The 24,028-nt window shown below is 68.1% G+C and carries 26 protein-coding genes; 2 read left to right on the forward strand and 24 right to left on the reverse strand.

The window, feature by feature from the left end:
* Nucleotides 1-138: 138 nt before the first annotated feature.
* The 24 genes from ACX9OW_RS14685 to ACX9OW_RS14800 form a co-directional block, all read right to left on the reverse strand.
* Nucleotides 139-579: a hypothetical protein gene (locus ACX9OW_RS14685; RefSeq protein WP_053518098.1), complete on the reverse strand. Its 441-nt coding sequence runs from the start codon at nt 577-579 to the stop codon at nt 139-141.
* Between the two features lie 55 nt (nt 580-634).
* Entirely contained in the window at nt 635-1,873 is a 1,239-nt protein-coding gene (locus ACX9OW_RS14690; RefSeq protein ID WP_065174278.1) for a beta-ketoacyl-ACP synthase, read from the reverse strand.
* Nucleotides 1,873-2,604: a 3-ketoacyl-ACP reductase FabG2 gene (locus ACX9OW_RS14695; protein WP_053518094.1), complete on the reverse strand. Its 732-nt coding sequence runs from the start codon at nt 2,602-2,604 to the stop codon at nt 1,873-1,875. Before ACX9OW_RS14695 ends, ACX9OW_RS14690 begins: the two co-directional genes overlap by 1 nt.
* Entirely contained in the window at nt 2,601-3,056 is a 456-nt protein-coding gene (locus ACX9OW_RS14700) for an ApeP family dehydratase (protein WP_053518092.1), read from the reverse strand. Before ACX9OW_RS14700 ends, ACX9OW_RS14695 begins: the two co-directional genes overlap by 4 nt.
* A complete protein-coding gene (locus ACX9OW_RS14705) occupies nt 3,053-4,237 on the reverse strand; it encodes a beta-ketoacyl-[acyl-carrier-protein] synthase family protein (protein ID WP_277381199.1) in 1,185 nt (394 codons plus the stop codon). Before ACX9OW_RS14705 ends, ACX9OW_RS14700 begins: the two co-directional genes overlap by 4 nt.
* Nucleotides 4,234-4,779 carry a DUF3261 domain-containing protein gene (locus ACX9OW_RS14710; protein ID WP_219631760.1) on the reverse strand — a complete coding sequence of 182 codons (546 nt, stop codon included), beginning with the start codon at nt 4,777-4,779 and terminating at the stop codon, nt 4,234-4,236. The genes ACX9OW_RS14705 and ACX9OW_RS14710 overlap by 4 nt, the downstream gene beginning before the upstream one ends.
* Nucleotides 4,779-6,029: an NAD(P)/FAD-dependent oxidoreductase gene (locus ACX9OW_RS14715; protein WP_065181428.1), complete on the reverse strand. Its 1,251-nt coding sequence runs from the start codon at nt 6,027-6,029 to the stop codon at nt 4,779-4,781. The genes ACX9OW_RS14710 and ACX9OW_RS14715 overlap by 1 nt, the downstream gene beginning before the upstream one ends.
* A gap of 52 nt (nt 6,030-6,081) precedes the next feature.
* Entirely contained in the window at nt 6,082-8,436 is a 2,355-nt protein-coding gene (locus ACX9OW_RS14720) for an MMPL family transporter (RefSeq protein ID WP_197600224.1), read from the reverse strand.
* Nucleotides 8,429-9,058, reverse strand: a complete 630-nt coding sequence (locus ACX9OW_RS14725; RefSeq protein WP_065174273.1) for an outer membrane lipoprotein carrier protein LolA — start codon at nt 9,056-9,058, stop codon at nt 8,429-8,431. The genes ACX9OW_RS14720 and ACX9OW_RS14725 overlap by 8 nt, the downstream gene beginning before the upstream one ends.
* The gene (locus ACX9OW_RS14730; protein WP_414488004.1) at nt 9,055-9,471 is read right to left on the reverse strand and encodes an acyl-CoA thioesterase; all 417 of its coding nucleotides are present in this window, start codon (nt 9,469-9,471) and stop codon (nt 9,055-9,057) included. Before ACX9OW_RS14730 ends, ACX9OW_RS14725 begins: the two co-directional genes overlap by 4 nt.
* Nucleotides 9,464-11,014 carry an HAL/PAL/TAL family ammonia-lyase gene (locus tag ACX9OW_RS14735; RefSeq protein ID WP_065181425.1) on the reverse strand — a complete coding sequence of 517 codons (1,551 nt, stop codon included), beginning with the start codon at nt 11,012-11,014 and terminating at the stop codon, nt 9,464-9,466. Before ACX9OW_RS14735 ends, ACX9OW_RS14730 begins: the two co-directional genes overlap by 8 nt.
* Nucleotides 11,004-11,945, reverse strand: a complete 942-nt coding sequence (locus tag ACX9OW_RS14740) for an LpxL/LpxP family acyltransferase (protein WP_053518078.1) — start codon at nt 11,943-11,945, stop codon at nt 11,004-11,006. The genes ACX9OW_RS14735 and ACX9OW_RS14740 overlap by 11 nt, the downstream gene beginning before the upstream one ends.
* 1 nt (nt 11,946) lies before the next feature.
* Nucleotides 11,947-12,717 carry a glycosyltransferase family 2 protein gene (locus ACX9OW_RS14745; protein WP_053518077.1) on the reverse strand — a complete coding sequence of 257 codons (771 nt, stop codon included), beginning with the start codon at nt 12,715-12,717 and terminating at the stop codon, nt 11,947-11,949.
* Nucleotides 12,707-14,392, reverse strand: a complete 1,686-nt coding sequence (locus tag ACX9OW_RS14750) for an AMP-binding protein (RefSeq protein ID WP_459062437.1) — start codon at nt 14,390-14,392, stop codon at nt 12,707-12,709. The genes ACX9OW_RS14745 and ACX9OW_RS14750 overlap by 11 nt, the downstream gene beginning before the upstream one ends.
* Nucleotides 14,385-14,936 carry a COG4648 family protein gene (locus ACX9OW_RS14755; protein ID WP_053518075.1) on the reverse strand — a complete coding sequence of 184 codons (552 nt, stop codon included), beginning with the start codon at nt 14,934-14,936 and terminating at the stop codon, nt 14,385-14,387. Before ACX9OW_RS14755 ends, ACX9OW_RS14750 begins: the two co-directional genes overlap by 8 nt.
* Nucleotides 14,937-14,958: 22 nt before the next feature.
* Nucleotides 14,959-15,216, reverse strand: a complete 258-nt coding sequence (locus tag ACX9OW_RS14760) for an acyl carrier protein (RefSeq protein ID WP_053518073.1) — start codon at nt 15,214-15,216, stop codon at nt 14,959-14,961.
* Nucleotides 15,217-15,233: 17 nt separating this feature from the next.
* A complete protein-coding gene (locus ACX9OW_RS14765) occupies nt 15,234-15,491 on the reverse strand; it encodes a phosphopantetheine-binding protein (protein ID WP_053518072.1) in 258 nt (85 codons plus the stop codon).
* On the reverse strand, nt 15,478-16,275 hold the full coding sequence (locus ACX9OW_RS14770; protein WP_053518128.1) for a lysophospholipid acyltransferase family protein: 798 nt from the start codon (nt 16,273-16,275) through the stop codon (nt 15,478-15,480). The genes ACX9OW_RS14765 and ACX9OW_RS14770 overlap by 14 nt, the downstream gene beginning before the upstream one ends.
* A complete protein-coding gene (locus tag ACX9OW_RS14775; RefSeq protein ID WP_180876469.1) occupies nt 16,268-17,011 on the reverse strand; it encodes a beta-ketoacyl synthase chain length factor in 744 nt (247 codons plus the stop codon). Before ACX9OW_RS14775 ends, ACX9OW_RS14770 begins: the two co-directional genes overlap by 8 nt.
* Nucleotides 17,012-17,225: 214 nt before the next feature.
* The gene (gene cydB, locus ACX9OW_RS14780) at nt 17,226-18,239 is read right to left on the reverse strand and encodes a cytochrome d ubiquinol oxidase subunit II (protein WP_065174269.1); all 1,014 of its coding nucleotides are present in this window, start codon (nt 18,237-18,239) and stop codon (nt 17,226-17,228) included.
* A gap of 1 nt (nt 18,240) precedes the next feature.
* Nucleotides 18,241-19,638, reverse strand: a complete 1,398-nt coding sequence (locus ACX9OW_RS14785; protein WP_053518068.1) for a cytochrome ubiquinol oxidase subunit I — start codon at nt 19,636-19,638, stop codon at nt 18,241-18,243.
* 216 nt (nt 19,639-19,854) lie between these two features.
* Entirely contained in the window at nt 19,855-20,070 is a 216-nt protein-coding gene (locus ACX9OW_RS14790; RefSeq protein WP_111187187.1) for a hypothetical protein, read from the reverse strand.
* Nucleotides 20,067-20,708 (reverse strand): RNA polymerase sigma factor, encoded by a 642-nt coding sequence (locus ACX9OW_RS14795; protein WP_053519922.1) that lies wholly within the window; start codon nt 20,706-20,708, stop codon nt 20,067-20,069. Before ACX9OW_RS14795 ends, ACX9OW_RS14790 begins: the two co-directional genes overlap by 4 nt.
* Nucleotides 20,709-20,745: 37 nt before the next feature.
* Nucleotides 20,746-21,075 (reverse strand): hypothetical protein, encoded by a 330-nt coding sequence (locus ACX9OW_RS14800; protein WP_053519923.1) that lies wholly within the window; start codon nt 21,073-21,075, stop codon nt 20,746-20,748.
* Between the two features lie 167 nt (nt 21,076-21,242).
* Here ACX9OW_RS14800 and ACX9OW_RS14805 point away from each other — a divergent pair, with 167 nt between their 5' ends.
* The gene (locus ACX9OW_RS14805) at nt 21,243-23,609 is read left to right on the forward strand and encodes a S9 family peptidase (RefSeq protein ID WP_065181421.1); all 2,367 of its coding nucleotides are present in this window, start codon (nt 21,243-21,245) and stop codon (nt 23,607-23,609) included.
* A complete protein-coding gene (locus ACX9OW_RS14810) occupies nt 23,606-24,025 on the forward strand; it encodes an NUDIX hydrolase (RefSeq protein WP_180876464.1) in 420 nt (139 codons plus the stop codon). Before ACX9OW_RS14805 ends, ACX9OW_RS14810 begins: the two co-directional genes overlap by 4 nt.
* Nucleotides 24,026-24,028: the final 3 nt, after the last annotated feature.

Genomic DNA, 24,028 nt, shown 5'->3' on the forward strand with positions numbered 1-24,028 from the left:
AAGAGCCCTGATTGTGTCGGAAAGCCGACACCGGGGAAAGCCGTCGGCCGACGATGCCGGCAGGATCGACGGCGTTTCCCCGGCGGGGTTCAGCAATGTGGCGGCGGCGTTCAGCCTCGGCCGCCGCCACACGGATGCTTACTTGACCTTGGCGTAGGTGCCCTTCAGGGCGACGCCGGCCACGAACGTGCCCGCCCAGCACTCGTAGTTGCTCGCGCTCCTGAACTCGTTCTTCTTGTAGTAGCTGACGATGTCGACCACCGCATTGGCGCCACGCGAGCGGGCGCCGTCCTGCAGTGCGCGCAGCGCCGACAGCGCCACCCAGCGGCAGGCTTCGGCATCGCTCTTGTTGGCGGCGTTGGTCTTCCGGTTGGTGACGTCTTCACCCAGACGCTGCTGCACGCTGACCGGCTGCCCGGCCAGATAGAAGCGCACGCTGCCATCGATGCCGGCATCGCGGGCGGCCTGCGAGCTGACAAGTTCCTGCAGGGACTGCTCGACTCGGGTGTCACGGGCGGAAGCCGTGGCAGTCACAGCCAGCAGAAGGGTGGCACTGGCGATCATCAGGGTGCGGCGCATCGAAACATCTCCTTGTCCGGGGTGCGTTGGGGGTGGTGCGGATGGGGTGCGGGGGTCATTCGCTCCAGCGGCGGAATACCAGCGAGGTATTGATGCCGCCGAAGGCGAAGTTGTTGCTCATCACGTACTCGGCCTGCAGATCGCGGCCGTGCCCGGTGATGAAGTCCAGCTGGCCGCAGCGCGGATCGACCTCGGCCAGGTTGAGGGTCGGCGCGAACCAGCCGGCACGCATCATCTCGATGCTCAGCCAGGCTTCGAACGCTCCGCACGCGCCGAGCATATGCCCGACGTAGCTCTTCAGCGAGCTGATCGGTACGCGGCTGCCGAACACCTGCGCGGTGGCCTGTGTCTCGGCGATGTCGCCGTGATCGGTGGCGGTGCCGTGGGCGTTGACGTAGTCGATCCGCGCCGCGTCGAGCCCGGCGTCCTCCAGGGCCAGGCGCATGGCCTGGGCCATGGTGTCGGCGCTGGGCTGGGTGACGTGCTGGCCGTCGCTGTTGGTTCCGTAGCCGACCACCTCGGCAAGGATGGACGCACCGCGTGCGAGGGCGTGCTCCATGTCCTCCAGGATCAGCGTGCAGGCGCCCTCGCCCAGTACCAGGCCGTCGCGGCCTGCATCGAAGGGCCGCGGCGTCGACTGCGGCGCATCGTTGCGCACGCTGGTGGCGAACAGGGTGTCGAACACCGCTGCAGCGGTGGCGTCGAGCTGCTCGGCACCGCCGGCCACCATCACCGTCTGCTTGCCGCTGCGGATGGCTTCATACGCCGCTCCGACGCCTTGGCTGCCTGACGTGCAGGCGCTGGAGGTGGTGTAGACACGCCCGGACAGGCCGAAGAACACGCCGATGTTGACCGGCGCGGTATGGCTCATCATTTTCAGGTACGTGGTGGCACTGATGCCATCGGTCGTGAACTCGTTGAGCATGCGGCCGAACTCGCCGGTCGCTTCGTGGCTGCCGGAGGACGAACCGTAGGCCACGCCGGTGCGGCCGCTGCGCAGCACCGGATGCTCATGCAGGCCGGCCTCGCGCAGGGCCATCTCGGTGGCGCGCACCGACATGATCGCGACCTTGCCCATCGAGCGGGTGGTCTTGCGGTTGTAGTTCGGCGGCAGCGTGAAGTCCTGCGCGGGCGCGGCCAGCTTGGTGTTCAGGCCCGCGTAGACGTCCCATTCCGGCATGGTGCGCACTGCGTTGCGGCAGCTGCGCAGGTGCGCGTGGATGGTGGGCCAGTCGTGGCCAAGCGGACTGATGGCAGCGGCACCGGTCACCACCACGCGACGATCAGCGGCCATCAGAGCATGCCCCCGTTGACCGAGATCACCTGCCGGGTGATGTAGCCGGCCGGCTCGGACAGCAGGAACGCGACCGTTGCGGCCACCTCATCGGGATGCCCCACGCGGCCGGCCGGAATCAGCTTCAGGGCGTGTTCGACCACTTCATCGTTGAGCATTTCGGTCTCGATCAGGCCCGGGGCCACGCAGTTGACGGTGATCTGGCGGCTCGCCAGCTCCAGCGCCAGCGCCTTGGTGGCACCGATGATGCCGGCCTTGGCCGCGCTGTAGTTGACCTGGCCGCGGTTGCCGGCCAGCCCGGACACCGACGACAGGGTGACGATGCGACCGGGCCGGCGCCGCCGCACCATCGGCATGATGAGCGGATGCAGCACGTTGTAGAAGCCGTCCAGGTTGGTGTGGATGACCTGGTCCCAGTCTTCGGACGACAACGCAGGAAATGCGCCGTCGCGGGCGATGCCGGCATTGCACACCACGCCGTAGTACGCGCCGTGCGCCTCGACATCGGCCTCCAATGCGCCGCGTGCTGCATCCCGGTCGGCCACATCGAACGCCAGCACGCGGGCCTGCCGGCCCAGTGCCTGGATTTCGTCCACCACTGCCTGCGCCTCGTCCACGCGGCTGCGGCAGTGCACGGCTACATCGAACCCATCGCGCGCGACGCGCAGCGCGATGGCCCGGCCGATGCCCCGGCTGGCGCCGGTGACCAGCACGCTCCGATTCCCTGTCATGCCTGTCCACTCTCCAGATAGGCCATCGCGTCGGCAGGTTCGTACACCGACACGTTGGCGGTCGCCCATTCTTCGTCGCCTGCCAGGATCCGGCAGGCGAACATCCCCAGTCCATTGTCGCCCAACAGCTCGCAGCGCGCCTGTACGCGAAGGCGGCTGCCCACCGGAAAACCGCTGCGCTGGCTGCCATAACGGCGACTGCCCAGCAGGAATCCGAGCTGCGGCCGGTTGCCGGCAGCGCGTGCACGGCAGCCGGCCCAGGCCGCGATGGCCTGCGCCATGTATTCGATGCCGATCCAGGCCGGCACCTGCCCATCCTCGACGAACAGCCCGCTCGCCGGCACGACCAGCTCGGCCTCGATGCCGTCCTCGTCCCAGTGCATGATGCGCTCCAGCAGGCACATGTCCTGCCGGTGCGGCACCACGTCTTCAATGGCATACACCGTATTCATCCGCGCTCCAGTGCCAGCACGGCGTTGCTGCCGCCGAAGGCGAACGAGTTGCTCAGCACGCGCCGGGGCGGCTGCGCCAGGCAGGTGGCCGGCGCCACCAGCGGCAGCGGCGGCAGAGCCGGATCAGCGATGCCATCCCACCAGTGCGGTGGCAGCTGCTGCCGGCAGTTCTCGGCAAGCACGATCCAGCACAGCGCCGCCTCGATCGCCCCCGACGCACCCAGGGTGTGGCCGGTGAGTGGCTTGGTGGAACTGCAGGGAACGTCATTGCCCAGTACCTGCGCCACCGCCAGGCTTTCCATCGCATCGTTGTGGCCGGTGGCAGTGCCGTGCAGGTTCACGTAGTCGACATCGGCGGGCGACCAGCCGGCACGATGCAGCGCCTGCTGCAGGGCGTCGATGGCGCCAAGGGCCTGCGGATCCGGCGCCGACATGTGATGCGCATCGGCGGACTCGCCCCATCCGGCCAGGCATACCGGGCCAGGTTCGCGGGTCAGCAGGAACAGCGCAGCGCCCTCGCCGATGTTGATGCCGGCACGATGCTGCGAGAAGGGATTGCAGCGCACTGCCGAGACCGATTCGAGCGCATTGAAGCCTGCCACGGTGAAGCGGCACAGCGAGTCGGCCCCCCCGGCGATGACCGCATCGACGGTGCCGGCACGCAGCATTCGCGCGGCCGACATCAGCGCCTTGGCACTGGACGAACAGGCAGTGGACAGGGTCCACGCCGGGCCCTGCGCGCCGCTGCGCTGACGCACGAACTGCGCGGTGGTGCCCATTTCCTGCTGTGCGTAATCGAAACCTTCAGGCCAGCAGCCCTGCTCCGCATGGGTCCGCAGTGCCTGCTCCGATTCGCCGATGCCGGAGGTGCTGGTGCCCAGCACCACGGCCACCCGATCGGCGCCATGGCGTGCAATGGCCGCGCTCACCGCAGGCGCGATCTGCGCCAGTGCGACCTCCAGCAATGCATTGTTGCGCCCGCGCAGGGATACCGGCAGGTCTTCCAGCGTCGGCAGTGGCGTGCGCACTTCACCCAGCGCCAGGGTACGCCCCGGCAGCAGGCGGTCGTTGTCGCTCAGGCCGCCCGGAGCATCGGCGAACATCGCCGATGCCACGGCGCCGCGGCCTTCGCCCAGCGCGCAGACCAGGCCGAGGTCGTTCAGGTAGATCGGTGTATTCATCGCGCCTGCCCGGCCATGTCGATCGATTCGATGCGCAGGGCGTAACCCTCGGCACGGTTCTCCAGCTGGACGCTGCCATCGTCCAGGCGCCGCAGCTGCAGCCAGACCGTACCGCTGCGGGACAGGCTGCGCTGGCGGCCGTCATCGCTGACCTCCCAGCCCGCCGGCAATGCCGCAGCGATCGCCGCGGTCGGCCACAACGCAAACTGCAGGTCATCCAGTACGCGTTCGGCACGCACCTGCGGCGGCAACCACGGCGCACGCTGCTGGGTCAGTTGCCGGCCATCCCACTGCAGGCGCACGCCGGTCTGGCCCATGGCCTGCACCGCCAGCCGCACCTGCTGTGCGTCGGCTTCGAGCAGCGCATCGAGATCGCGCTCATGGCTGCCGAACCGGAAATGCAGCTGCTGCTGCAGTGCCAGCGGCGCTGGCAGGCTGGCCGGCGACAGCCGCAGCGGTGGCAGCTGCACCTGCGGGCGTGGCATGCGCCCGGTACAGGCGACCAGCAGCAGGCACAGCAGCACTGCAGCGGAAAGGGCCATCAGGCGCCGCACAGTTCCTCCAGCACGCGCATGCGACGGCCGCTGGGGTCGGCCACGTAGGGGTTGTTGGTGTCCCAGGCGTATCCGGCCAGGATGGAACTGATCATGTCGCGCACGTCCGGCTGCGGGTCGGGGTGGTAGATGATCTTCTGGAAGCCGCCCTGGTACCAGCTTTCGACGAAACGACGGAAGGTTTTCACGCCGGCACGCAGCGGAACGGAGAACTCGGCCTCCCAGTCCACAGCCTGCCCGGCATAACGGCGCGCCAGGCACTCACTGGCCAGCTGCGCCGATTTGAAGGCAATGGTCACGCCCGAGGAGAACACCGGGTCGAGGAACTCGCCAGCGTTGCCAAGCAGCGCATAGCCCGGGCCCCACAGCGAACGGACATTGGCCGAATAGCCCGTGATGCGGCGTACCGGCAGCACCGCCCATTCGGCATTGGCCAGCAGGCGGGTCAGGTTCGGATCCTCGCCGACGATGGCCTGCAGCTTCTGCAGGTCGTCGCCTTCGTAGCGATCAAAGAACGAGGGCTCGGCCACCACGCCCAGCGAGCAGCAGCCGTTGGAGAACGGGATCGTCCAGTACCAGACGTCGATGTGCTCGGGATGGGTCGTGATGAGGATCTTGTTGCGGTCGAAGTCCGCTTCGGCCGGAATGTTGTCACGCACGTGGCAGAAGATCGCGCCACGCACCGGGAAGTTGGAGGGTGACTCCAGATCCAGCAGGCGCGGCAGCAACCGCGCGAAGCCGGAGGCGTCGAGGATGAAATCGGCCTCGATGCGGTACTCACTGCCATCGGGACGGCGCACGTTGACGGCAGGCTGCTCGCCCGGCTCGACCGACAGCACCTCGTCGCCGAAACGCAGCGTGGTACCCATCCGCTCGGCTCCCCGCGCCAGCACGTTGTCGAAGTCGGCGCGCTGCACCTGGTAGGTGGTGCCCCAGCCGGGCGAGAACTTCTTCCTGAAGTCGAATGCGGTACGCGCCTGGCCATGCACGAAGGCCGCGCCATTCTTGTGCTGGAAGCCGGCTTCGACCACATCCTGCAACAGGCCTGCCGCTTCGATGTACTCCATGCTCTGCGGCAGCAGGCTTTCACCGATCGAGAAACGCGGGAACTGCTGGCGTTCGATCATCAACACCTGGCGACCCTGCCGGCGCAGCATCGCAGCAGCAACGGAACCGGCCGGTCCGGCGCCGATGATCAGGATTTCGGTGCGTTCCACAGCATCCACAGCAGTACTCATCGGGGCGTCCTTGTTGCTCGATAGAGGGAGAGAAGAAGAGCCGAAGGCGGACTCAGGCCGCCGGCAGATCATGCGGCGGCGGCCGGAACAGCGGCGAGATCAGCCAGACCAGCCCGATACCGAACAGCAGGGTCAGGCCGAACGCGCGCAGCGCCGGAGTCTGCGACAGGCCCAGCAGGCCGAACGACAGCCAGGTACTGGCCGCACCCACGCACACCGCCAGCCATGCACTGGCGTCGCCACGATGCTCGATCAGGAAGATGCCATAGTCGATGCCCATGCCCAGCAGCAGCATCAGCGCCAGCACGTTGAACAGCTGCAGCGGCTGGCCGAACAGGCCCAGCAGGCCCAGGGTCAGCGCACCGGCGATCAGGGTCGGGGCGAACACGCGCCAGGCCTGGCGGCGATAGCGCAGCCACAGCGCGCCGAACACCAATGCGATGCCGACCAGCAGCAGCCCGCCCATCAGCTTGCGGTAGTGGCCCAGCAGCGTGGAGAAATCGGAGGTTCGGTCTACCCAGCGCACGCCGGGCAGGCCTTCGGCGGCACGTTCCAGCGTGGCCAGAGCATCGGCACGCGACAGGTCATCGACCATCACCACGCTGATCATCTGCCCACCGACCTTACCCACCCACAGGTGGCGGAACGGCTGCGAGGCCGGCGAGGCCAGGAAGGCGTCGGCGGTGAGCGGCGCTGCGGCAAACTGCGGTCGCTGCAGCGGCTCGCCCACGGCTTCGGACACAGCCGACAGCACGCCGGGCTCCACCTTCGCGGTCAGCGCAGCATCGGCCTGCTGCCGGGCCGGTGATGGCAGCCAGTCACTGATCGCGCGGTAGCCACCAATGCGCTTGTCATCGGCCAGTACACGCAAGCGTTCGGTCAACGCCTCTTCGCGCTGCAACAGCTGGGCGGCATCGCTGCCCTGCACCAGGTAGAACTGTGCCGGGCTGGGCATGCCCAGCAGCTGGCTCAGGCGGATCTGCTGGGCCATCAGCGCCGGTGGAGACGACTGCAGGCTGCGCAGGTCGTCGTTGCTCTGCAGGCGCGCGATGCCCACCGCGGACAACGCCAGCGCCGCCACCACGAAGATCGCCACCGGGCGCCGGCCGTGCAGGCGCGGGAAACGTTCCAGCGTATTGCCCAGCCAGTGCGAGAAGCGGGTCTGGCGGATCTCGCCACCGTCGAGCCACGGGAACCAGAAGATCACCGTGAGGAACGCTGCTGCCAGGCCCACCACCGAGAACAGCGCCATCTGGCGAAGGCCCGGGAACGGGGCCAGGCCCAACGCGAGGTAGGCCAGCGCACTGGTCAACAGCGCCAGCCACAGGCCGGGCAGCAGATGCCGCAGCAGCTTCCAGCGACGGTCGGCCGGTTCGGCCTGGCGCGACGCAAACCAGTGGATGCCGTAGTCCTCCGCTACACCCACCAGCGATGCACCGAACACCAGGGTCAGCACGTGCACTTTGCCGAACACCAGCACGGTCACCGCCAGCGCCACGCCGCAACCGATCAGCAGCGACGCGGCCACCAGCAGGATCGGCCGCAGCGAACGGAACGCCAGCCACACCAGCAGCAGTACCGCGGCCAGTGAGCCCCAACCGATGGTGTTGATCTCGCGGTTGGCCTGCACCGCAGCGGCTTCGGCGTGCAGCGGCACGCCGGCATGCAGGATTTCCAGCTCGGGCGCTGCGGCCCTGGCCGCCTTCCCGGCCCGCTCCAGCAGGCCATCAAGATGGCGCTCGCCATCGAGCTGGAACGCCGAACCCGGCGTATCGAACTGCAGCGCCGCCCAATGCTTGCCCTCGGCTTCAAGCAGGCCATCATCACCCAGCCGCAAGCCCGAACCCTGCGCCTGCTGTTGCCACCACTGCGGCCACAATGACAGCGGATCCTGCCGCCATTCGGTGAGCCGCGGCGCACCCATCGGCCCGTACAGCGCGGCGAGTGCCTGTTCGGCCAGCGCACCGGTTTCCGTGCTCTGCAGCTGGTCACGCTGGGCCGGGGTCAGCAGGCGGTCGCGATACGGCGCGTAGAACGCACGCGCCTCGTCGAACCAGCCTTCAATGGACCCACTGGGCACCAGCAAAGCGCTCTCGGCATCTCCAGCCATGGCCGCAGCGAACGCGGCCTGCGCCCGCTTGGCGGCGGCGCCATCCTGGCTGCCGAGCAGCACCACCACCTGCCGCGAACTGCCATCGGCGATGCGCCGGGTGACATCGCTCAACAGGCGGTCATGTGCATCCTGCGGCAACAGCGCGAGGATGTCGGTATCGATCCGCGGTTCCTGGCTCCACAGGCGCCACTGCTGCACGCCCAGTACCAGCAGCAACACCAGCCAGGCGATGCCCAGCCAATGCCACCAACGCCGCAACCGGTCCGGTGCGTTCAACGCCACGGCGTCACTCAAAGCGGCGCGCCTCGTCGGGGTTCAGCGTGGCGGGGGCTTCACTCAACGCGCTGAACTGGATCTGCGTGCGGTCCTTGTTCGCCTCGACGATCTCGACCTGGCGCACATAGCGGTCACCCTGCAGCGTCAGCGACTCGAAGGCCTTGGCCAGCATCGCCGACTTCGGTGTCAAACGCAGGCGCCAGCCCTGCCCTTCACGGCTGGCCGCCACGTTGAACTGACCGGAGAGTGCCTGCACGTCGCCACTCATCAGCGCGAACATGATCGCATTCACCGAGCGCATCGCCGGCTGCTGCCGTGCATCGAGTTCAACGCGGGTGCTGCCATCGCGCTGGCGGCTGAGGATGCGGTCGGCGGTGACCACCACCTCGGAGGGGAACGGCGTGAGCGTGGTCCAGATCACACCGTGCTGGCGCGCGACCACGAACCGGCCGTGCGAGCGCAGCGGATTCCTGAAGCCACTGACCTGCTTTTCCTGGCTGAACTGGCCACGCAGCACCTCCGGACGCGCCACCGCCTGGGTGATCGCGTCGACGGCAGGATCGGCCGCCTGTACACGCGGTGCGGCCACCAGCAGCAGCGCGCACAGCAGCACGCCTGGAAGACGGGCGAGCATGTTCATGGCGCGGGCACTCCCAGACGTTCCCACAGTACCGGCGGGCATTGGTACAGCATCTCCTTGCTGGCGGCATCCACCGCGACCTGGATGGTCATGGCCCGGGTGGCCACCTGGCCGCTCTCCGCATCCAGGATCTCGTAGTCGATCTTCAGCCGGTTCTCCCATTCGACGATGCGTGCACGCACCAGCAGCCGCTGGTTGAACAGCAGCGGCCGCACGTATTTCACGCGCGCGTCGACCACCGGCCACAGGTAGCCCGATGCGAGCATCTGCGGGTAGTCGTAGTCGTGGCGCTGCAGCAGCGCACACCGGGCGATCTCCAGATACTTGAAGTAGTTGCCATGCCAGACCACGTTCATCGGATCGCAGTCGTGGAAGGCGGGGCGCAGCTCGATTTCACAGACCAGGTCATTCACCGGAATACAGTTCCCAACGTTGCGCGCGGATCTCCACCAGCAGTTCCCGCAGTTCGCGATCCAGCGCGCGGTCTTCCTCGACCAGCGCGATGCGCTGCCCCAGGTCCACATACATGTCGGCCAGACTGCCATGCAGCTGCGCGTTCAGGCCAACCCGCTCGCGCAGTGCCAGGCCCTGGCGGGCGGCGATCAGCATCGCCGCCACCACCTGTTCAGTCAGTTCGATCACACGCAGGCAGTCGCGCGCGGCGATGGTGCCCATGCTGACCTTGTCCTGGTTGTGGCATTCGGTCGAGCGCGAGAACACACTGGCCGGAAGGGTCTGCTTCAACGCTTCGGCGGTCCACGCCGAGACGCTGATCTGCAGTGCCTTCAGCCCGTGGTTGATTGCTGCCCGCGGGCCGGTAGCCGCCGACAGATTGGCGGGCAGGCCGTGGTTGTAGCGCGCATCCACCACCAGCGCCAGCTGCCGGTCGAGCAGGTCGGCAAGGTTGGCCACGGTGTTCTTCAGCGTGTCCATTGCCAGTGCGATATGGCCGCCGTAGAAGTGGCCGCCGTGCAGGATGCGCTCGCCGTCGGCATCGATCAGCGGGTTGTCGTTGGCGCTGTTCAGCTCGGTTTCGATCAGCTGCCGCAGGAAGGGCAGGCTGTCTTCCAGCACGCCGATCACGTGCGGGGCGCACCGCAGCGAGTAACGATCCTGCAGGCGCTGTTCGTTGCGCGGCGGCCGTTCGCTGTGCAGGTCGCGGCGCAGCCGTGCGGCGATGCGGGCCTGGCCCGGATGCGGCTTGGCCGCGAACAGGGTCTCGTCGAAATGGTGCGCGTTGCCGTCGCTGGCCAGCACGTTGAATGCGGTCAGGCGGGTGGCCAGGCGGGCCAGGTAGTCGGCACGCTGCCAGGCCAGGCAGGCCAGGCCGGTCATCACCGCAGTGCCGTTCATGATCGCAAGGCCTTCCTTCGGCCGCAGCTTCAGCGGGACCATGCCGATGCTCGCCAGTACTCCGGCAGCCGGTTGCACGCGGCCATCGTGCAGGACCTCGCGCTCGCCGCACAGCACCGCCGCCACGTATGACAGCGGCGTCAGGTCACCGCTGGCGCCGACCGATCCCTCCGCCGGGATCATCGGCAGCACGTCATGCCGCAACAGTGTGGCCAGGCCTTCCAGCAGGGCTACGCTGACACCGGACATGCCACGCACCAGCGACGCCAGACGGGCAGCCAGCACCGCGCGGGTCTCGGCCGGGTCCAGGTAACGGCCCAGTCCGCAGCCATGGTAGGTGTACAGGTGGTGCGGCAACTCGGCCACCAGCGCCGGCGGGATGTTCACCGTGCACGAATCGCCGTAGCCGGTCGTCACGCCGTAGATCACCCCGTCCTCGCGCAGCAGGCGGTCGAGAAAATCGGCACCGCGCTGGATATGGGCACGGAAGGCCGGGGCCTCGCTCAGTGCGGCCTCGCACTGGCGATGGGCCAGCGCCACCACGTCTTCGATGGTCAACGGTGCGTCGCCAAAGCGGCACACGGGTACGGCGTCAGTCGTCATGCGGAGCCTGATCCCAGAAGGGGAAGAAATTGAACCAGTCCAGCGGGGACTGGATGACCTGCAGTTCGAGCCACTGCGCGAAACGCTGCGCCTGCCCTGCCAGTGCCGCGTCCCGCGAGCCACGCGGCAGCACGATGCGATCGGCGAACTGCTCGAAGGCGACCCGGTACCCCTGGCCTTCATGCAGGCAGGCCATGGTGTACACCGGGCAGCCCAGTGCCGCCGCCAGCACGTAGGCACCGATGGGGAACGGGGCACGGTGGCCGAGAAAATCCGCGGTGACGCTGCGTCCACCCTGCACTGGCGTGCGGTCGCCGACGATGGCCACGAAGCCACCGGCAGCCACGCGCTCGGACAGCATCATCGCCGTGGCCGGCCCCATCGCGGTGACCTGCACCAGTTCCACCGTTGCCAGCGGGTCCAACCGCTGCAGCAGGCGATTGAAGCGCTGCGCGTGCGCGGTGTGCACCAGCACGGTGATGCGGAACCCCGGCACCTGTTCGGCCAGCACCTGGCACAACTCCAGGCAGCCGATGTGGGCGGTCAGGATCAGCCCGCCTTCGCGGCGTGCGATCCTGTCCAGCACCAGATCGCGCCGCAGCTGGATGCGCTCGGGCGGATAGCGTCCGCCCAGGCCGAGGATCTTGTCCAGCAGGGTGTCGGCGAACGCGAAGAAATGGCGCAGGCTGTCGCGCCGCGTCGGCTCGCGGCCCAGCGCGCCACTGTGTGCCTGCAAGCGCTGTAGATACTGCAGTGATGCCTGCCGGGCCACGCGGTTGCCCAGCCAGTGGCAGAGCACCACCGGCCACACGCACAGGCGGAACGGCCAGCGCCCGAACCACCGATGCACCCAGCACAGGAACAACACGCCGGCCACCGATGTGGATTCACCGATGTCGGCCCAGTGCGGCGCACCTTGGGGGGCGGCCATCTCAGCCCTGCCCCTGCAGGCGGCGCCAGAGCAGGCGCGGTGCGCGCCGGAGCATGCCGAAGAACAGGCGCGCATGCATGCGGCTGATGCGTACGTTGTCGCGCCACACATCGAAATGCGAGACACCGTCTGCCGGATAGGTCACCCGCGTCGCCAGATGTTCCACCGGCACCTGCCGCCAGTACAGCCGTACCATCACTTCGGTATCGAAATCCATGCGCCGGCCGATGGTCTCTTCGCCCATCAGGCGCAGCACCGGAGGCAGTGGATAGACACGGAAACCACACATGGTGTCGCGCAGATGCAGCGACAGCGTGTTGATCCAGACCCAGACATGCGTTGCGTAGCGACCGTACAGGCGGGCCTTGGGCACACTGGCATCGTAGGCGGGAATGCCGCAGATCACCGCGTCCTGCCGCGCACGCGCGGCCGCGATGAAGCGCGGCAGGTCGCCGGTGTCATGCTGGCCGTCGGCATCGATCTGCAGCACGTGGCTGCAGCCCCGCCTTGCGGCCTCGGCGAAGCCCGCCAGCATCGCCCCACCCTTGCCCTGGTTGACCGGCAGACGCAGCAGATCGACCCCTTCACGCTGTGCCAGCGCCTGCAGCACCGAAGCACATGATGCATGCGAGCCATCGTCCACAAGCAGGCAGGGCAGGCCAGCGCGCTGCACGCCATCGACCACCGCGGCGACAGCATGTTCGTGGTCGTAGACGGGAATCACCACCAGTGGCGCGAACGCGGCACCGGCATCGGCCGGATCACTGCGCATCGGCGAAGACCATCCTGCCACTGGCATGTACGCCATGCACGGAGGCATAGCGGAAGACCAGAACGTTGCGTGCGGTATCCCAGTCCAGATGCAGCGTCAGCTCGTCGCCCGGACGCGCCACATGCTGGAACTTCACCGCATCCATGCGCACGAACCCCTCCGGCATCGCAAAGGCCTGCCGGGCAAAGCGCACCGCCCAGTCCACCTGGGCCACGCCGGGCAGGATCGCGGCCTGCGGGAAATGTCCCTGGAACGGGCGCAGCGCCGGGTCCAGTGTCATGCGCAGGGTAGCGCTGGCCGCCTCGCGCCGATCCCATACCGGCACCGGCATCGACGGCTGGAACAAGGCCACCAGCGCGGCCTGGGTCACCTTGCCCTGCGCATTCACCGGCAGCGTGGGTACCAGCCGCCAGCGGCGCGGACGGGTCACGGCGTCATGGCTCTGTGCCAGGCGCGCGGCCAGCCGCTGGCCCAGCGCGCGGCGCGCGGCATCATCGGCATCAAGCAGTGCCGCATCGGCCGGCACCACCACGGCCGCCAGCTGCTCGCGCTGGCCGGGCAGCACCAGCACGCGCACGTCATCGACGTCTGCGTCGTCGCGCAACGCACGTTCCAGCGCATCGAGCGAAACGCGGCGCTCTTCGATCTTGACGATGCGGTCGGCGCGGCCGAGCAGGCGGAAGCAACCCTCGGCCAGCGCTTCCACCCGATCCTGCGTGCACCACCAGTCGCGGCTCTGCAGATGGGGTGAAGCCACCGCCAGGCAGCCTCCCTCGATTCTCCACTGCACCCCCGGAAGCGGCTGCCAGGGCGGAAGATCGGTATCCCAGCGACGCCAGGCGATGCCGCCGGTCTCGCTGCTGCCGTAGACCTCGGTCGGTGCGACTGCCATCCATTGCCGCACCTGCCGCGCTGCCTCTTCCGGCAGCGGGCCGCCAGAGGAGAACACAGCGCGCAGGTGGCCCTGCAGGCTGGCCCAATCCAGCTGCGCAGGCAGGCGCTTGAGGTGCGCCGGGGTCGCCACCAGCACCGTCTGCGTGCCCGCCAGCGCAGCGACCAGATCCTCATGGAAGAACCGCCGCGGATGGATCAGGCGACCGGCGGCCAGCGGCCACAGCACGCGGAACAGCAGGCCGTAGATGTGCTGGTGCGACACCGTGCCATGCACCTGCGCGCCTTCCAGCTGTGCGCCGAACGCGGCCTGCAACGCATCGACCTCGCGCGCCAGCTGGTCCAGGCGCTTGTCGATCGCAGTGGGTTCGCCGGTGCTGCCCGACGTGAACACGCACAGCTCGCAGGCATGCTCGTCCAACGCATCCAGCTCGACCAGCGCACCGGCGGCCGCCATCATCAGTGGCCGGTAATCACGGGAAACGTCACCGGCAAAACCGCTCACCTGCGGCTGCAGGGCCTGCAGCGTGGCGGGCAGGTTGTCGGCGGCCAGGAACACCCGCTTGCCGGCGTGCCAGGCACCGAACAGCGCCTCGGCGAACGACACGGCATCATCGAAGTACAGCGCCCAGTCACGGCCGTCAGTGGCGGCAAACGCCGTACGCCAGGCCAGTACGCGCTGACGGAATTGCTGATGGTCGACCACTTCGCCATCGCGGATGCCGACAGCACGCTGCGGCCGCGCATCCCGCAGCAGCCGGTCCAGGGCAATCCACTCAGCCATGGGCGTGCGCCGCCTTCACCCGTCGCCGCACCAGCCATTCGCCTGCGAACAATACGCCCATCATCACGTACGCCAACAATCCGTTGTAGAGCATCCAGACCCGATCCGATGCGTACAGCGCGGTGAGCAGGGCCAGACTGCCGTTGAGAACGAAGAAGCCGCACCACACCTGGGTGACGCGGCGGGTATAGGCCACCGCGAACGGTGGCAGGTCCGGCTCCTGCAGCCGCGCCAGGCGCTCCACCAGCGGCGGCCCGAACCGCAGGCTGATGGCGAACACGCACAGCATCACCACGTTCACCAGCGCCGGGTACAGCTTCAGCGGCAGCGCCTGGTTGAGCACGGTGGCCAGCACCGCCAGCAGTCCGGTACCGGCTGCAGCAGCCCACCACAGCGGCTGGCGCGTGCTCAGGGCACGCAGCAATGCCAGGGTGAACAGCAGCAGTGCCAGCCAGCGCGGCTCGAAGCGGCCCATCGCCAGGTAGACGAGCAGCGGGTAGGCCAGCGAAATCGCCGCCACCACGACCGTACGCGCGCGTGCCAAGGCGGAGCCGCCCGCGCTGCGGTCAGGCTGCTGCCTGGTCCGGCAGCAGCCGGTGCACGACATCCACGATGTCCTGCACGGTGCGCACGGCCTTGAACGCTTCAGGCTGCAGGTTGCGGCCGAGCAGCGGCTTGAGCTGCACGATCAGGTCGACCGCATCGATGCTGTCGATGTCCAGGTCGTCATAGAGACGTGCCTCGGGGGTGATCCGGGCCGGTTCGATCTCGAAGCTGTCGGTCAGGATGTTGACGATGCGTTCGAACAGTTCATTCTTGGTCATGGCAGCTCCTGGCGCCGTTACGACTGGCGGGCGGCGACGAACTCGCCGAGCGCGCGCACGCTGGAGAAATGGCGCCGGGTCTCTTCCGAGTCGGACGACAGGCTCACACCGTACTTCTTCTGCAGCGCCAGGCCCAGTTCCAGAGCGTCGATCGAATCCAGGCCCAGGCCCTCGACGAACAGCGGCGCGGTCGGATCGATGTCCTCCGGCGTGATGTCCTCCAGTGAAAGCGAGGAAATGATCAATTCCTTGATCTCGTGCTCAAGTGCTTGCACGGGTCGAATCTCCAGACAGGTCGAAATAACGAGAAAGGTGCTCGGTGACGCGGCGTGCTGCCAAGGCATCCCCCCTTGGCGCGTCGTCTTCGGCCAGGAATGGCGCGATCGGGATATCTTCGCCGATCTGCAGCCGAACGTGAAAGCGACGTGAGGGCACACGATACCATTTCTGCCCTTTGCTCAGGGTTGGCGGGGTACAGGTGATCCGCACCGGCGTGATGTCCAGCCGGCCGCGGACGGCGATATTGGCGGCCCCACGCTGAAGCCTCGGCGACTGGCCGGGCACGCTGCGGGTCCCTTCCGGGAAGATGACCAGGCTGCCGCCGGCCCGTACCGCGGCCACGCAGTCATCGACCAGGCCGGCCCCGTCGTCATTGGAAATGTAGCCGGCGGCCCGGACCGGGCCCCGCATGAACGGGTTGCGGGCCACCGCCCGTTTGACCACGCAGTCGGCATTGGGCAGCAGCGAGACCAGGCAGACCACGTCGATCAGGGTGGGGTGGTTGGCCAGGACCAGCAGGCCGTCGCGCTGCAGGCGCTCGCGCCCTTCGATCTCATAGGTCATCACCCCGAGCCCGCGCATCAGCCGCAGGTGGCTGGCGAACGCCACCTGCACCACGCGGCGGGCGCGACGGCGGCGGGCCACCGGATCACGCATCAGCAGCAGGACCGGCATCACCACGGCGCCCAGCAGCAGTCCGCCGATGCCGAACGCAGCAAAACTCAGGCCGGTGCCCACCACCCGCCAGGCAAGATCGAGGCGGCGCAGCGCCTCAGCCACGGCGGCTCCAGCGCCAGCGCTGGCCATTGGCAACGTGTTCCAGCGCCGGCGCGCCCGCGAGCAGGAAGCGGTGCAGGTCCAACGCGTGCGGCAACAGGCCGGGCGCGGCGGTAACCGGGGCCGGCGCGCCATCCCACTGCAGCGACAGCGTCGGCAGCGCCTGTGTCGGCGCCACCACACGCCAGCACCAAGCGAAGAACGGGTCGGGTTCGTCGGCGAACGTCGCGTAAACTTCGGGCAACGGCGACTCGTAGACCACCACCCGCACTTCGCGGGCGCCATCGGCCAGCAGACCGGCGGCCTCCAGGCAGGCGGCCTCCACCGTCGCCTGGCCGGCAGCCAGCGCCAGATAGTTGCCGCGATGGCCACGAGCGATCGAGTACAGCGCAGCGATCGCGTTATGGACCGACAGGCCGAATCCGGTGGGCGACAGGGGCTGCTCGTTCACCAGCGCCCCGAGCAGGTCCATCGAGCGCGCCACATCACCATGGCGGCTGGCAAACACCAGCGGTACCTGGCTGTCGGCCCCTTGGCCATCCTCGCACCAGCAGGCCGTCTGGATCGCCATCCGCCCCAGCCGCTCGATGCGGCGACGCTGCATCGCGGGCACCTCGGACAGCGCCGGCGTGCCCTCGCCCTGTGGCAGGAAGGGCGCGTCAGCCCAGCTCAGCCACTGCCTGCGCTCGCTCAGGCCAGGTGCCCAGGCAGCCCAGTCGACGATGGAGAATTCGATCATCTAGCGATGGTGCTTCATCAGGAGAACGATGGCACGAGCCATTATGGCGACGCGCGGCGGCCCCCCGTCCCTGCAGCCGTGCGTCCGTCCAGGACGTCGCCGGCTGCCCCCCTGGCGGCCGGAAAGGAGCGCACGCTAGCACGTCCTGCGCACGGTGTGCAGGTTTCACATTGCACAACACGGGGCCGGCACCTGTGGCCCCGCACGCCATTGCTCAGTGGTAACCGGCTCCGGCCTGCACTTTGCCGCGGAATACCCGGTACGACCACGCCGTATAGCCGAGGATGACCGGCAGCAGAATGACCAGCCCGACCAGGGTGAAGCCGAGCGAGGACGCCGGTGCTGCTGCCTGCCACAACGTCATCGAGGGCGGCAGCAGGTACGGCCACATGCCCAGCACCAGGCCCAGGAAGCCGAGAATGAACAGCGCCAGGCTGAGCAGGAACGGCGGCAGGTCGCGGCGTGGATGCGTGGCGCTGCGCCACAACGCAGCGGCCACCGCCAGGGTCAGCAACGGCACCGGTGACAGCCACCAGAAGTTGCCGTCACTGAACCAGCGCGCCATCAACCGCGAGTCCAGGAACGGCAGCCAGCTGCTGACCAGGCCCATCGCTGCGATCACCGCCACCACCAGCGGCCGTGTCAGCTGCCGCGCCAGCGCCTGCACGCGCCCTTCCGTCTTCAGGATCAGCCAGGTGCTGCCCAGCAATGCGTAACCGGCGACCAGCGCCGCGCCGGTGAGCATCGCAAACGGGCTGAACCAGGCAAACGCACCGCCGTGGTAGACCCCGTCCACCAGGGGCAGCCCCTGCACCAGCGCGCCCAGGATCACGCCCTGGGCGAACGTGGCCAGCAGCGAGCCGAGCGCGAACGCCACGCTCCACAGCCTCCGCGAGCGATGCGCCTTGAAACGGAATTCGAAGGCCACGCCGCGGAACACCAGTGCCACCACCAGCAGCAGCACCGGCAGATACAGCGCCGACAACAGCACTGCATAGGCCTTGGGGAACGCCGCCAGCAGGCCGGCGCCGCCCAGCACCAGCCACGTCTCGTTGCCGTCCCAGATGGGCGCAGCCGTGTTCATCATCAGGTCGAGCTGCTCCTCGTCCTCGGCGAACGGCGCAAGGATGCCGATGCCCAGCACGAACCCGTCCAGCACCACGTACATCAGTACGCCGAAGCCGATCACCGCGAACCACGCCACCGGCAGCCAGGTCACCAGGTCCATGTCAGCGCTCCTCCAGCGGTTCGTCGGCGGCGGACAGCGGCCGTGCCGGGGTGTGGCTGCCGTGGTCCAGCGAGGGCCCCTGGTCGTGGGGCTGCGGTCCATGGCGCAGGATCTTCACCAGGTACCAGATGCCCCAGCCGAAGACGAAGGCGTAGCCGACGACGTAGACCCCCAGCGACAGCGCGGTCATCCATGCGCTCTGCGGGCCGACCGCATCGGCAGTACGCAGCACGCCGTAGACCACCCACGGCTGCCGCCCCATCTCGGTGACGAACCAGCCGGAGAGCAGCGCGATGAAGCCGCTCGGCAACATCCAGTTCCAGCCGCGCAGCAGCCACGGCGAATCCAGCAGCTTCCTCCGCCACAGCTGGAACGCCGACACCCATGCCAGCAGCAGCATCAGCGTGCCCAGTCCAACCATGATGCGGAAGGCGAAGAACACCGGCGTCACCGGTGGCCGTTCGCTGGCCGGTACCGAAGTCAGCGGATCGAAGGTGCCGTCCAGCGAATGGGTCAGGATCACGCTGCCCAGCTTCGGAATGGCGACTTCGAAGTCGTTGCGCTCTTCCTTTTCGTTGGGCAGCGCGAATACCACCAGCGGCACGCCCTCGCCTTCGCCGGATTCATGCCAGTGCGCTTCCACCGCCGCGATCTTCATCGGCTGGTGCTTGAGGGTGTTCAGGCCATGCATGTCGCCGACGAAGATCTGCACCGGCACGGTCAGCGCCGCAAACGCCACGGCCGCGATCAGCATGCGCCGGCCCGCCTCCACGTGCGTTCCCCTGCGCAGGTACCACGCACCCACGCCGCCGATCACGAAGCAGGTGGTGATGAACGAGCCCAGCGCCATGTGCGCCAGCCGGTACGGGAACGACGGGTTGAACACCACCTGCCACCAGTCCACCGGATGCACGATGCCATTGACCATCTCGTAGCCGGCCGGGGTGTGCAGCCAGCTGTTGGACGACAGGATCCAGAACGTGGAGAACAGCGTGCCCAGCGCCACCATGCAGGTGGACAGGAAATGCAGGCGCGGCGAAACCCGGCCCCAGCCGAACATCATCACGCCCAGGAAGCTGGCTTCCAGGAAGAACGCGGTCAGCACCTCGTAGGTCAGCAGCGGGCCGATGACGGTACCGGCCACCTCGCTCAGGCGCGGCCAGTGGGTGCCGAACTGGAAGGCCATGACGATGCCGCTGACCACGCCCATGCCGAACGATACGGCGAAGATCTTCTGCCAGAAGAAGTACAGCTCCCGCCAGACCGGGAGACGGGTACGCAGCCAGCGCCATTCGACGAAGGCCAGCCAGCTGGCCGTGCCAATGGTGAAGGCCGGGAACAGCACATGGAAACTGATGACGAATCCGAACTGGATCCGGGACAACAACAACGCGTCCAAGGGACGCCTCCTGCCTGCGACCGGTGGGATACCGGACCACTTTAGGAATATTTCGTTACGCCGGGATGCGACCGGGTGACGCGCTGCTTCACTCTGTCGCAGGGGAAGCCGCCGGGCATGGCCGCGCCCCATGACCTGCCGGCGCCGATCCGCCGGGCATGGCCCGGCGCTACCCATTGATCCCCAGGTAGCGCCGGGCCATGCCCGGCGAGAGCCTCAAGGCCAGAAGTACCAGGCACCGGCCGCCAGCAGCGCACCCACCAGCAGCACCTGCACCACCACATAGCCCACGCCACTGTCGCGCGACTCAGTGGCAATACGCGTCTGCAACGCCTCACTCACGTCCGGGGTCTGTTCCTGCCGCGCCTGTTCACGCAACGCCTGCGCCAGCGCGCGCTCGTCGGCATCGCGGGGATCGGTCGGTGGGTTCACAGCAGTTCTCCGGCGGTGGCATGCCGCGTCAGTTCCTGCTTCAGGAGCAGACGCGCGCGGTGCAGGTGGCTCTTGATGGTACCGCGCGCAAGACCGGTCACCTGCTCGATCTCTGCCAGGTCGAAATCCTCCAGGTAATGCAGGCCGACGATCAGGCGCTGCGGCGGGCTCAACCGCTCCAGCGCCGCACCCAGCTGGCGGCCGGCCTGCAGCGCTTGGCTGAGTTCGGCCGGGCCCGGTCCCTCGTCACCGATGCCCAGATCCTCCGGTACCTCCACCGCCACCATCCACTGCGCTTCCAGGCGCCGGCGACGCAGGTGCTGCAATGCGGTGGTGTAGGCCACCCGTGAGATCCAGGTCCGCAGCGAGGATTCGAAGCGGAACCGGTGCAGTTGCCGGAACACCGCCAGGAAGGTCTCCTGCAGCAGGTCAGCGACCTGATCGCGGTCACCCACCATGCGCCCGATCACATGCGCGCACGTGCGCTGATGGGCCTGCACCAGCTGCGCGAACGCCGGTTGCGAGCCATCGATGATGGCCCGCACCAGCGCCGCATCATCTTCGATGACCGCGGCCGCCGCGGCGTCCTGCCGGCGGCGGCCGCGCAGGGCGGACAGGGCTTCGCCCAGCAGGCTCATGCGCACCGCTCCCCCGGGGCGTGTGGCATGCCGGCGCTCAGCTCTTGCGCACGGCGGGGCGGGTGAAGTGCCAGGCCAGCAGCTGGCCCAGGCCGGCACTGCCCACCAGGGCGGCGGCGGCGCCAAAGGTGAGGTCGCGAGCGCCCAGGACTTCCAGCAGGCCCATGGCCAGGGCCAGGCACACCAGGCTGATGCCCCAGCGCAGCGCGCCCTGGCGGCGGCGCTCTTCCTCCAGCACGGCCAGGGAGCGGATCACCTCCTCGGGCACGTGCGGTGCGACCAGCTTGCTGCGCGCGCGCGCATCGGCGATGGCGTGGATGGCGTAGGCGATGCAGATGAAGAGGGTGATCGGGATGAGTTCCTGCATGGTCGTGCTCCTGTGCGGTGAATGATGCGGGTTCAGGAGAATGGATGCGCGATGGGGGGCACCGGTTGCACCGCTTTGCCGATCCCGCTGCCATGACCTGTGGCCCCCTCCTGCGGCGCGAACGGCTGCTACCCTTGCCCGGTTTCCTTTTCTGGTGCCGTCCGCCCATGTCCCGAGTGCTGCCCCTGTCCCTCCTGCTGTCGGCCGTGCTGGCCGCACCGGCCGCCCATGCCGCGCCGACGCCGATCACCATCGAACAGGCCATGGCGGATCCGGACTGGATCGGTCCGCCGGTCGAGAAGGCCTGGTGGTCGTGGAACAGCCAGCAGGTCGAGTACCAGCTCAAGCGCAACGGCAGCCCGGTGCGCGACACCTTCCGCCAGCCCGTGGCCGGTGGTGTTGCGGCCCAGGTGGCAGACGACCAGCGCGGCACCCTGGACGTGGCCGATCCGGTCTACGACCGCACCCGCACCCGCAGCGCCTTCGTCCGCAACGGCGACGTGTTCGTGCGCGACCTGCGCAGCGGCGCGCTGACCCAGCTCACGCGCAGCAACGAGCGCGCCAGCGGGGTGAACTTCGCTGCCGACAACGGCGTGATCTGGCGGGTGGGCCAGAACTGGTTCCACTGGACCGCTGCCGGCGGCGTGCAGCAGGTTGCCAGCCTGAAGGCCGACAAGGACCCCAACAGCGCGCCCAAGGACGACCTGCTGCGCGACCAGCAGCTGCGTACCCTGGAAACCCTGCGTCGCGACCGCGAGCAGCGCGAGGCATTGAAGGACCAGGACCAGCGCTGGCGCCAGGCCGACCCGACCCGCGCGCCGGGCCCGGTATACCTGGGCGCCGACGTGGAGATCGCCGACAGCGTGCTGTCGCCGGACCTGGGCCACCTGATCGTGGTGACCACGCCGAAGGACTTCGACGAGGGCCGCACCAGCAAGATGCCGCTGTACGTGACCGAATCCGGTTACGAGGAAACCGAGGACACCCGCACCCGCGTCGGTCGCAATGGCAACGAGCCGCACACCCTGTGGTACGTGGACGTGCGCAGCGGCAAGGCGCAGAAGCTGTCGCTGTCCGGCCTGCCGGGCATCGCCACCGACCCGCTGGCCGACCTGCGCCGCAAGGCCGGCAAGGAGGCGCTGAAGGGCGAACGCAGCGTGCAGGTGATGAGCGACTTCATGGGCGGCGGCATGCGCTGGAGCGCCGATGGCCAGCAGGCGGCGGTGATGCTGCGCGCCAACGACAACAAGGACCGCTGGATCGTCAGCATCGGCAGCGACGGCCGCGTGCAGAACCGCCACCGGCTGACCGACAACGCGTGGATCAACTGGGGCTTCAACGATTTCGGCTGGATGGCCGATGGCCGCACGCTGTGGCTGCTGTCCGAGGAATCGGGCTTCTCGCACCTGTACACCCAGGCCGGCACTGCCCGGCCGCAGGCGCTGACCAGCGGCAAGTGGGAGACCTCCGCACCCGTGCTGTCGGCCGACGGCAAGGGCTTCTACTTCCTGTGCAACCAGCAGGCCCCGCACGATTACGAAGTCTGCGCGGTCGACACCGGCAGCCGTCAGGTCCGCGAGCTGACCAGCCTCAACGGCGTGGAAGACTTCTCGCTGTCGCCGGATGGCCAGCAGCTGCTGGTGCGCTACTCCGGTGCCTACCTGCCACCGCAGCTGGCGGTGCTGCCCAGCGCGGGCGGCCAGGCCCGCGTGCTGACCGATACCCGCAGCGCCGACTTCAAGGCGCGCCAGTGGATCCAGCCGAAGCTGGTGGCGGTACCGTCCAGGCATGGCGCCGGCGTGGTCTGGGCCAAGTACTACGAACCCGAGCACAAGGAACCGGGCAGGAAGTACCCGATCGTGATGTTCGTGCACGGTGCCGGCTACCTGCAGAACGTGCACCAGCGCTACCCGGCCTACTTCCGCGAGCAGATGTTCCACAACCTGCTGGTGCAGAAGGGCTACATCGTGCTGGACATGGACTACCGCGGCAGCGAGGGCTACGGCCGCGACTGGCGCACGGCCGTCTACCGCAACATGGGCCACCCGGAACTGGAAGACTACAAGGACGGCCTGGACTGGCTGGTGGACACCCAGCAGGGCGACCGTGACCACGCCGGCATCTACGGTGGCTCCTACGGCGGCTTCATGACCTTCATGGCGCTGTTCCGCGCACCGGGCACCTTCAAGGCCGGTGCCGCGCTGCGCCCGGTGGTGGACTGGCACAACTACAACCACGCCTATACCAGCAACATCCTCAACACGCCGGACATCGATCCGGAGGCGTACCGGGTGTCCTCGCCGATCGAGTACGCGCAGAACCTGCAGGACAACCTGCTGATCGCGCACGGCATGATGGATGACAACGTGTTCTTCCAGGACTCGGTGAACCTGACCCAGCGCCTGATCGAGCTGCACAAGGACAACTGGTCGATCGCCCCGTACCCGCTGGAACGCCACGGCTACGTCCGCGCCGACTCCTGGCTGGACCAGTACAAGCGCATCCTCAAGCTGTTCGAGCAGAACCTGAAGTGAGCAGTGCCGCGGCCACGATCCACATCGTGGCCGCGGTCATCGTCGACGACCACGGCCGGGCGCTGGTGGTACGCAAGCACGGCGCCGACCGCTTCATCCAGCCCGGAGGCAAGCCCGAACCGGGCGAAACGCCACTGCAGACGCTCGCCCGCGAACTGGACGAAGAGCTGGGCGTGCGCCTGCTCGCCGACCCGACCGTGGCGCTGGGCCATTTCCAGGACTGGGCGGTGAACGAGCCTGGTCATCGCGTACAGGCCGAGGCCTGGTGGGTGCAGGTACAGGGCACGCCGCAGGCACGCGCGGAAATCGCCGAGCTGGCGTGGGTGCCGCTGCGCCCGCCCCATGGCCTGCTCTTGGCACCCTTGAGCGAACACCATATCCTGCCGGCCGTTGCCACCCGGGTGGCGACCCGCTGAAGA

This window comes from Stenotrophomonas genospecies 5 (assembly GCF_054473825.1).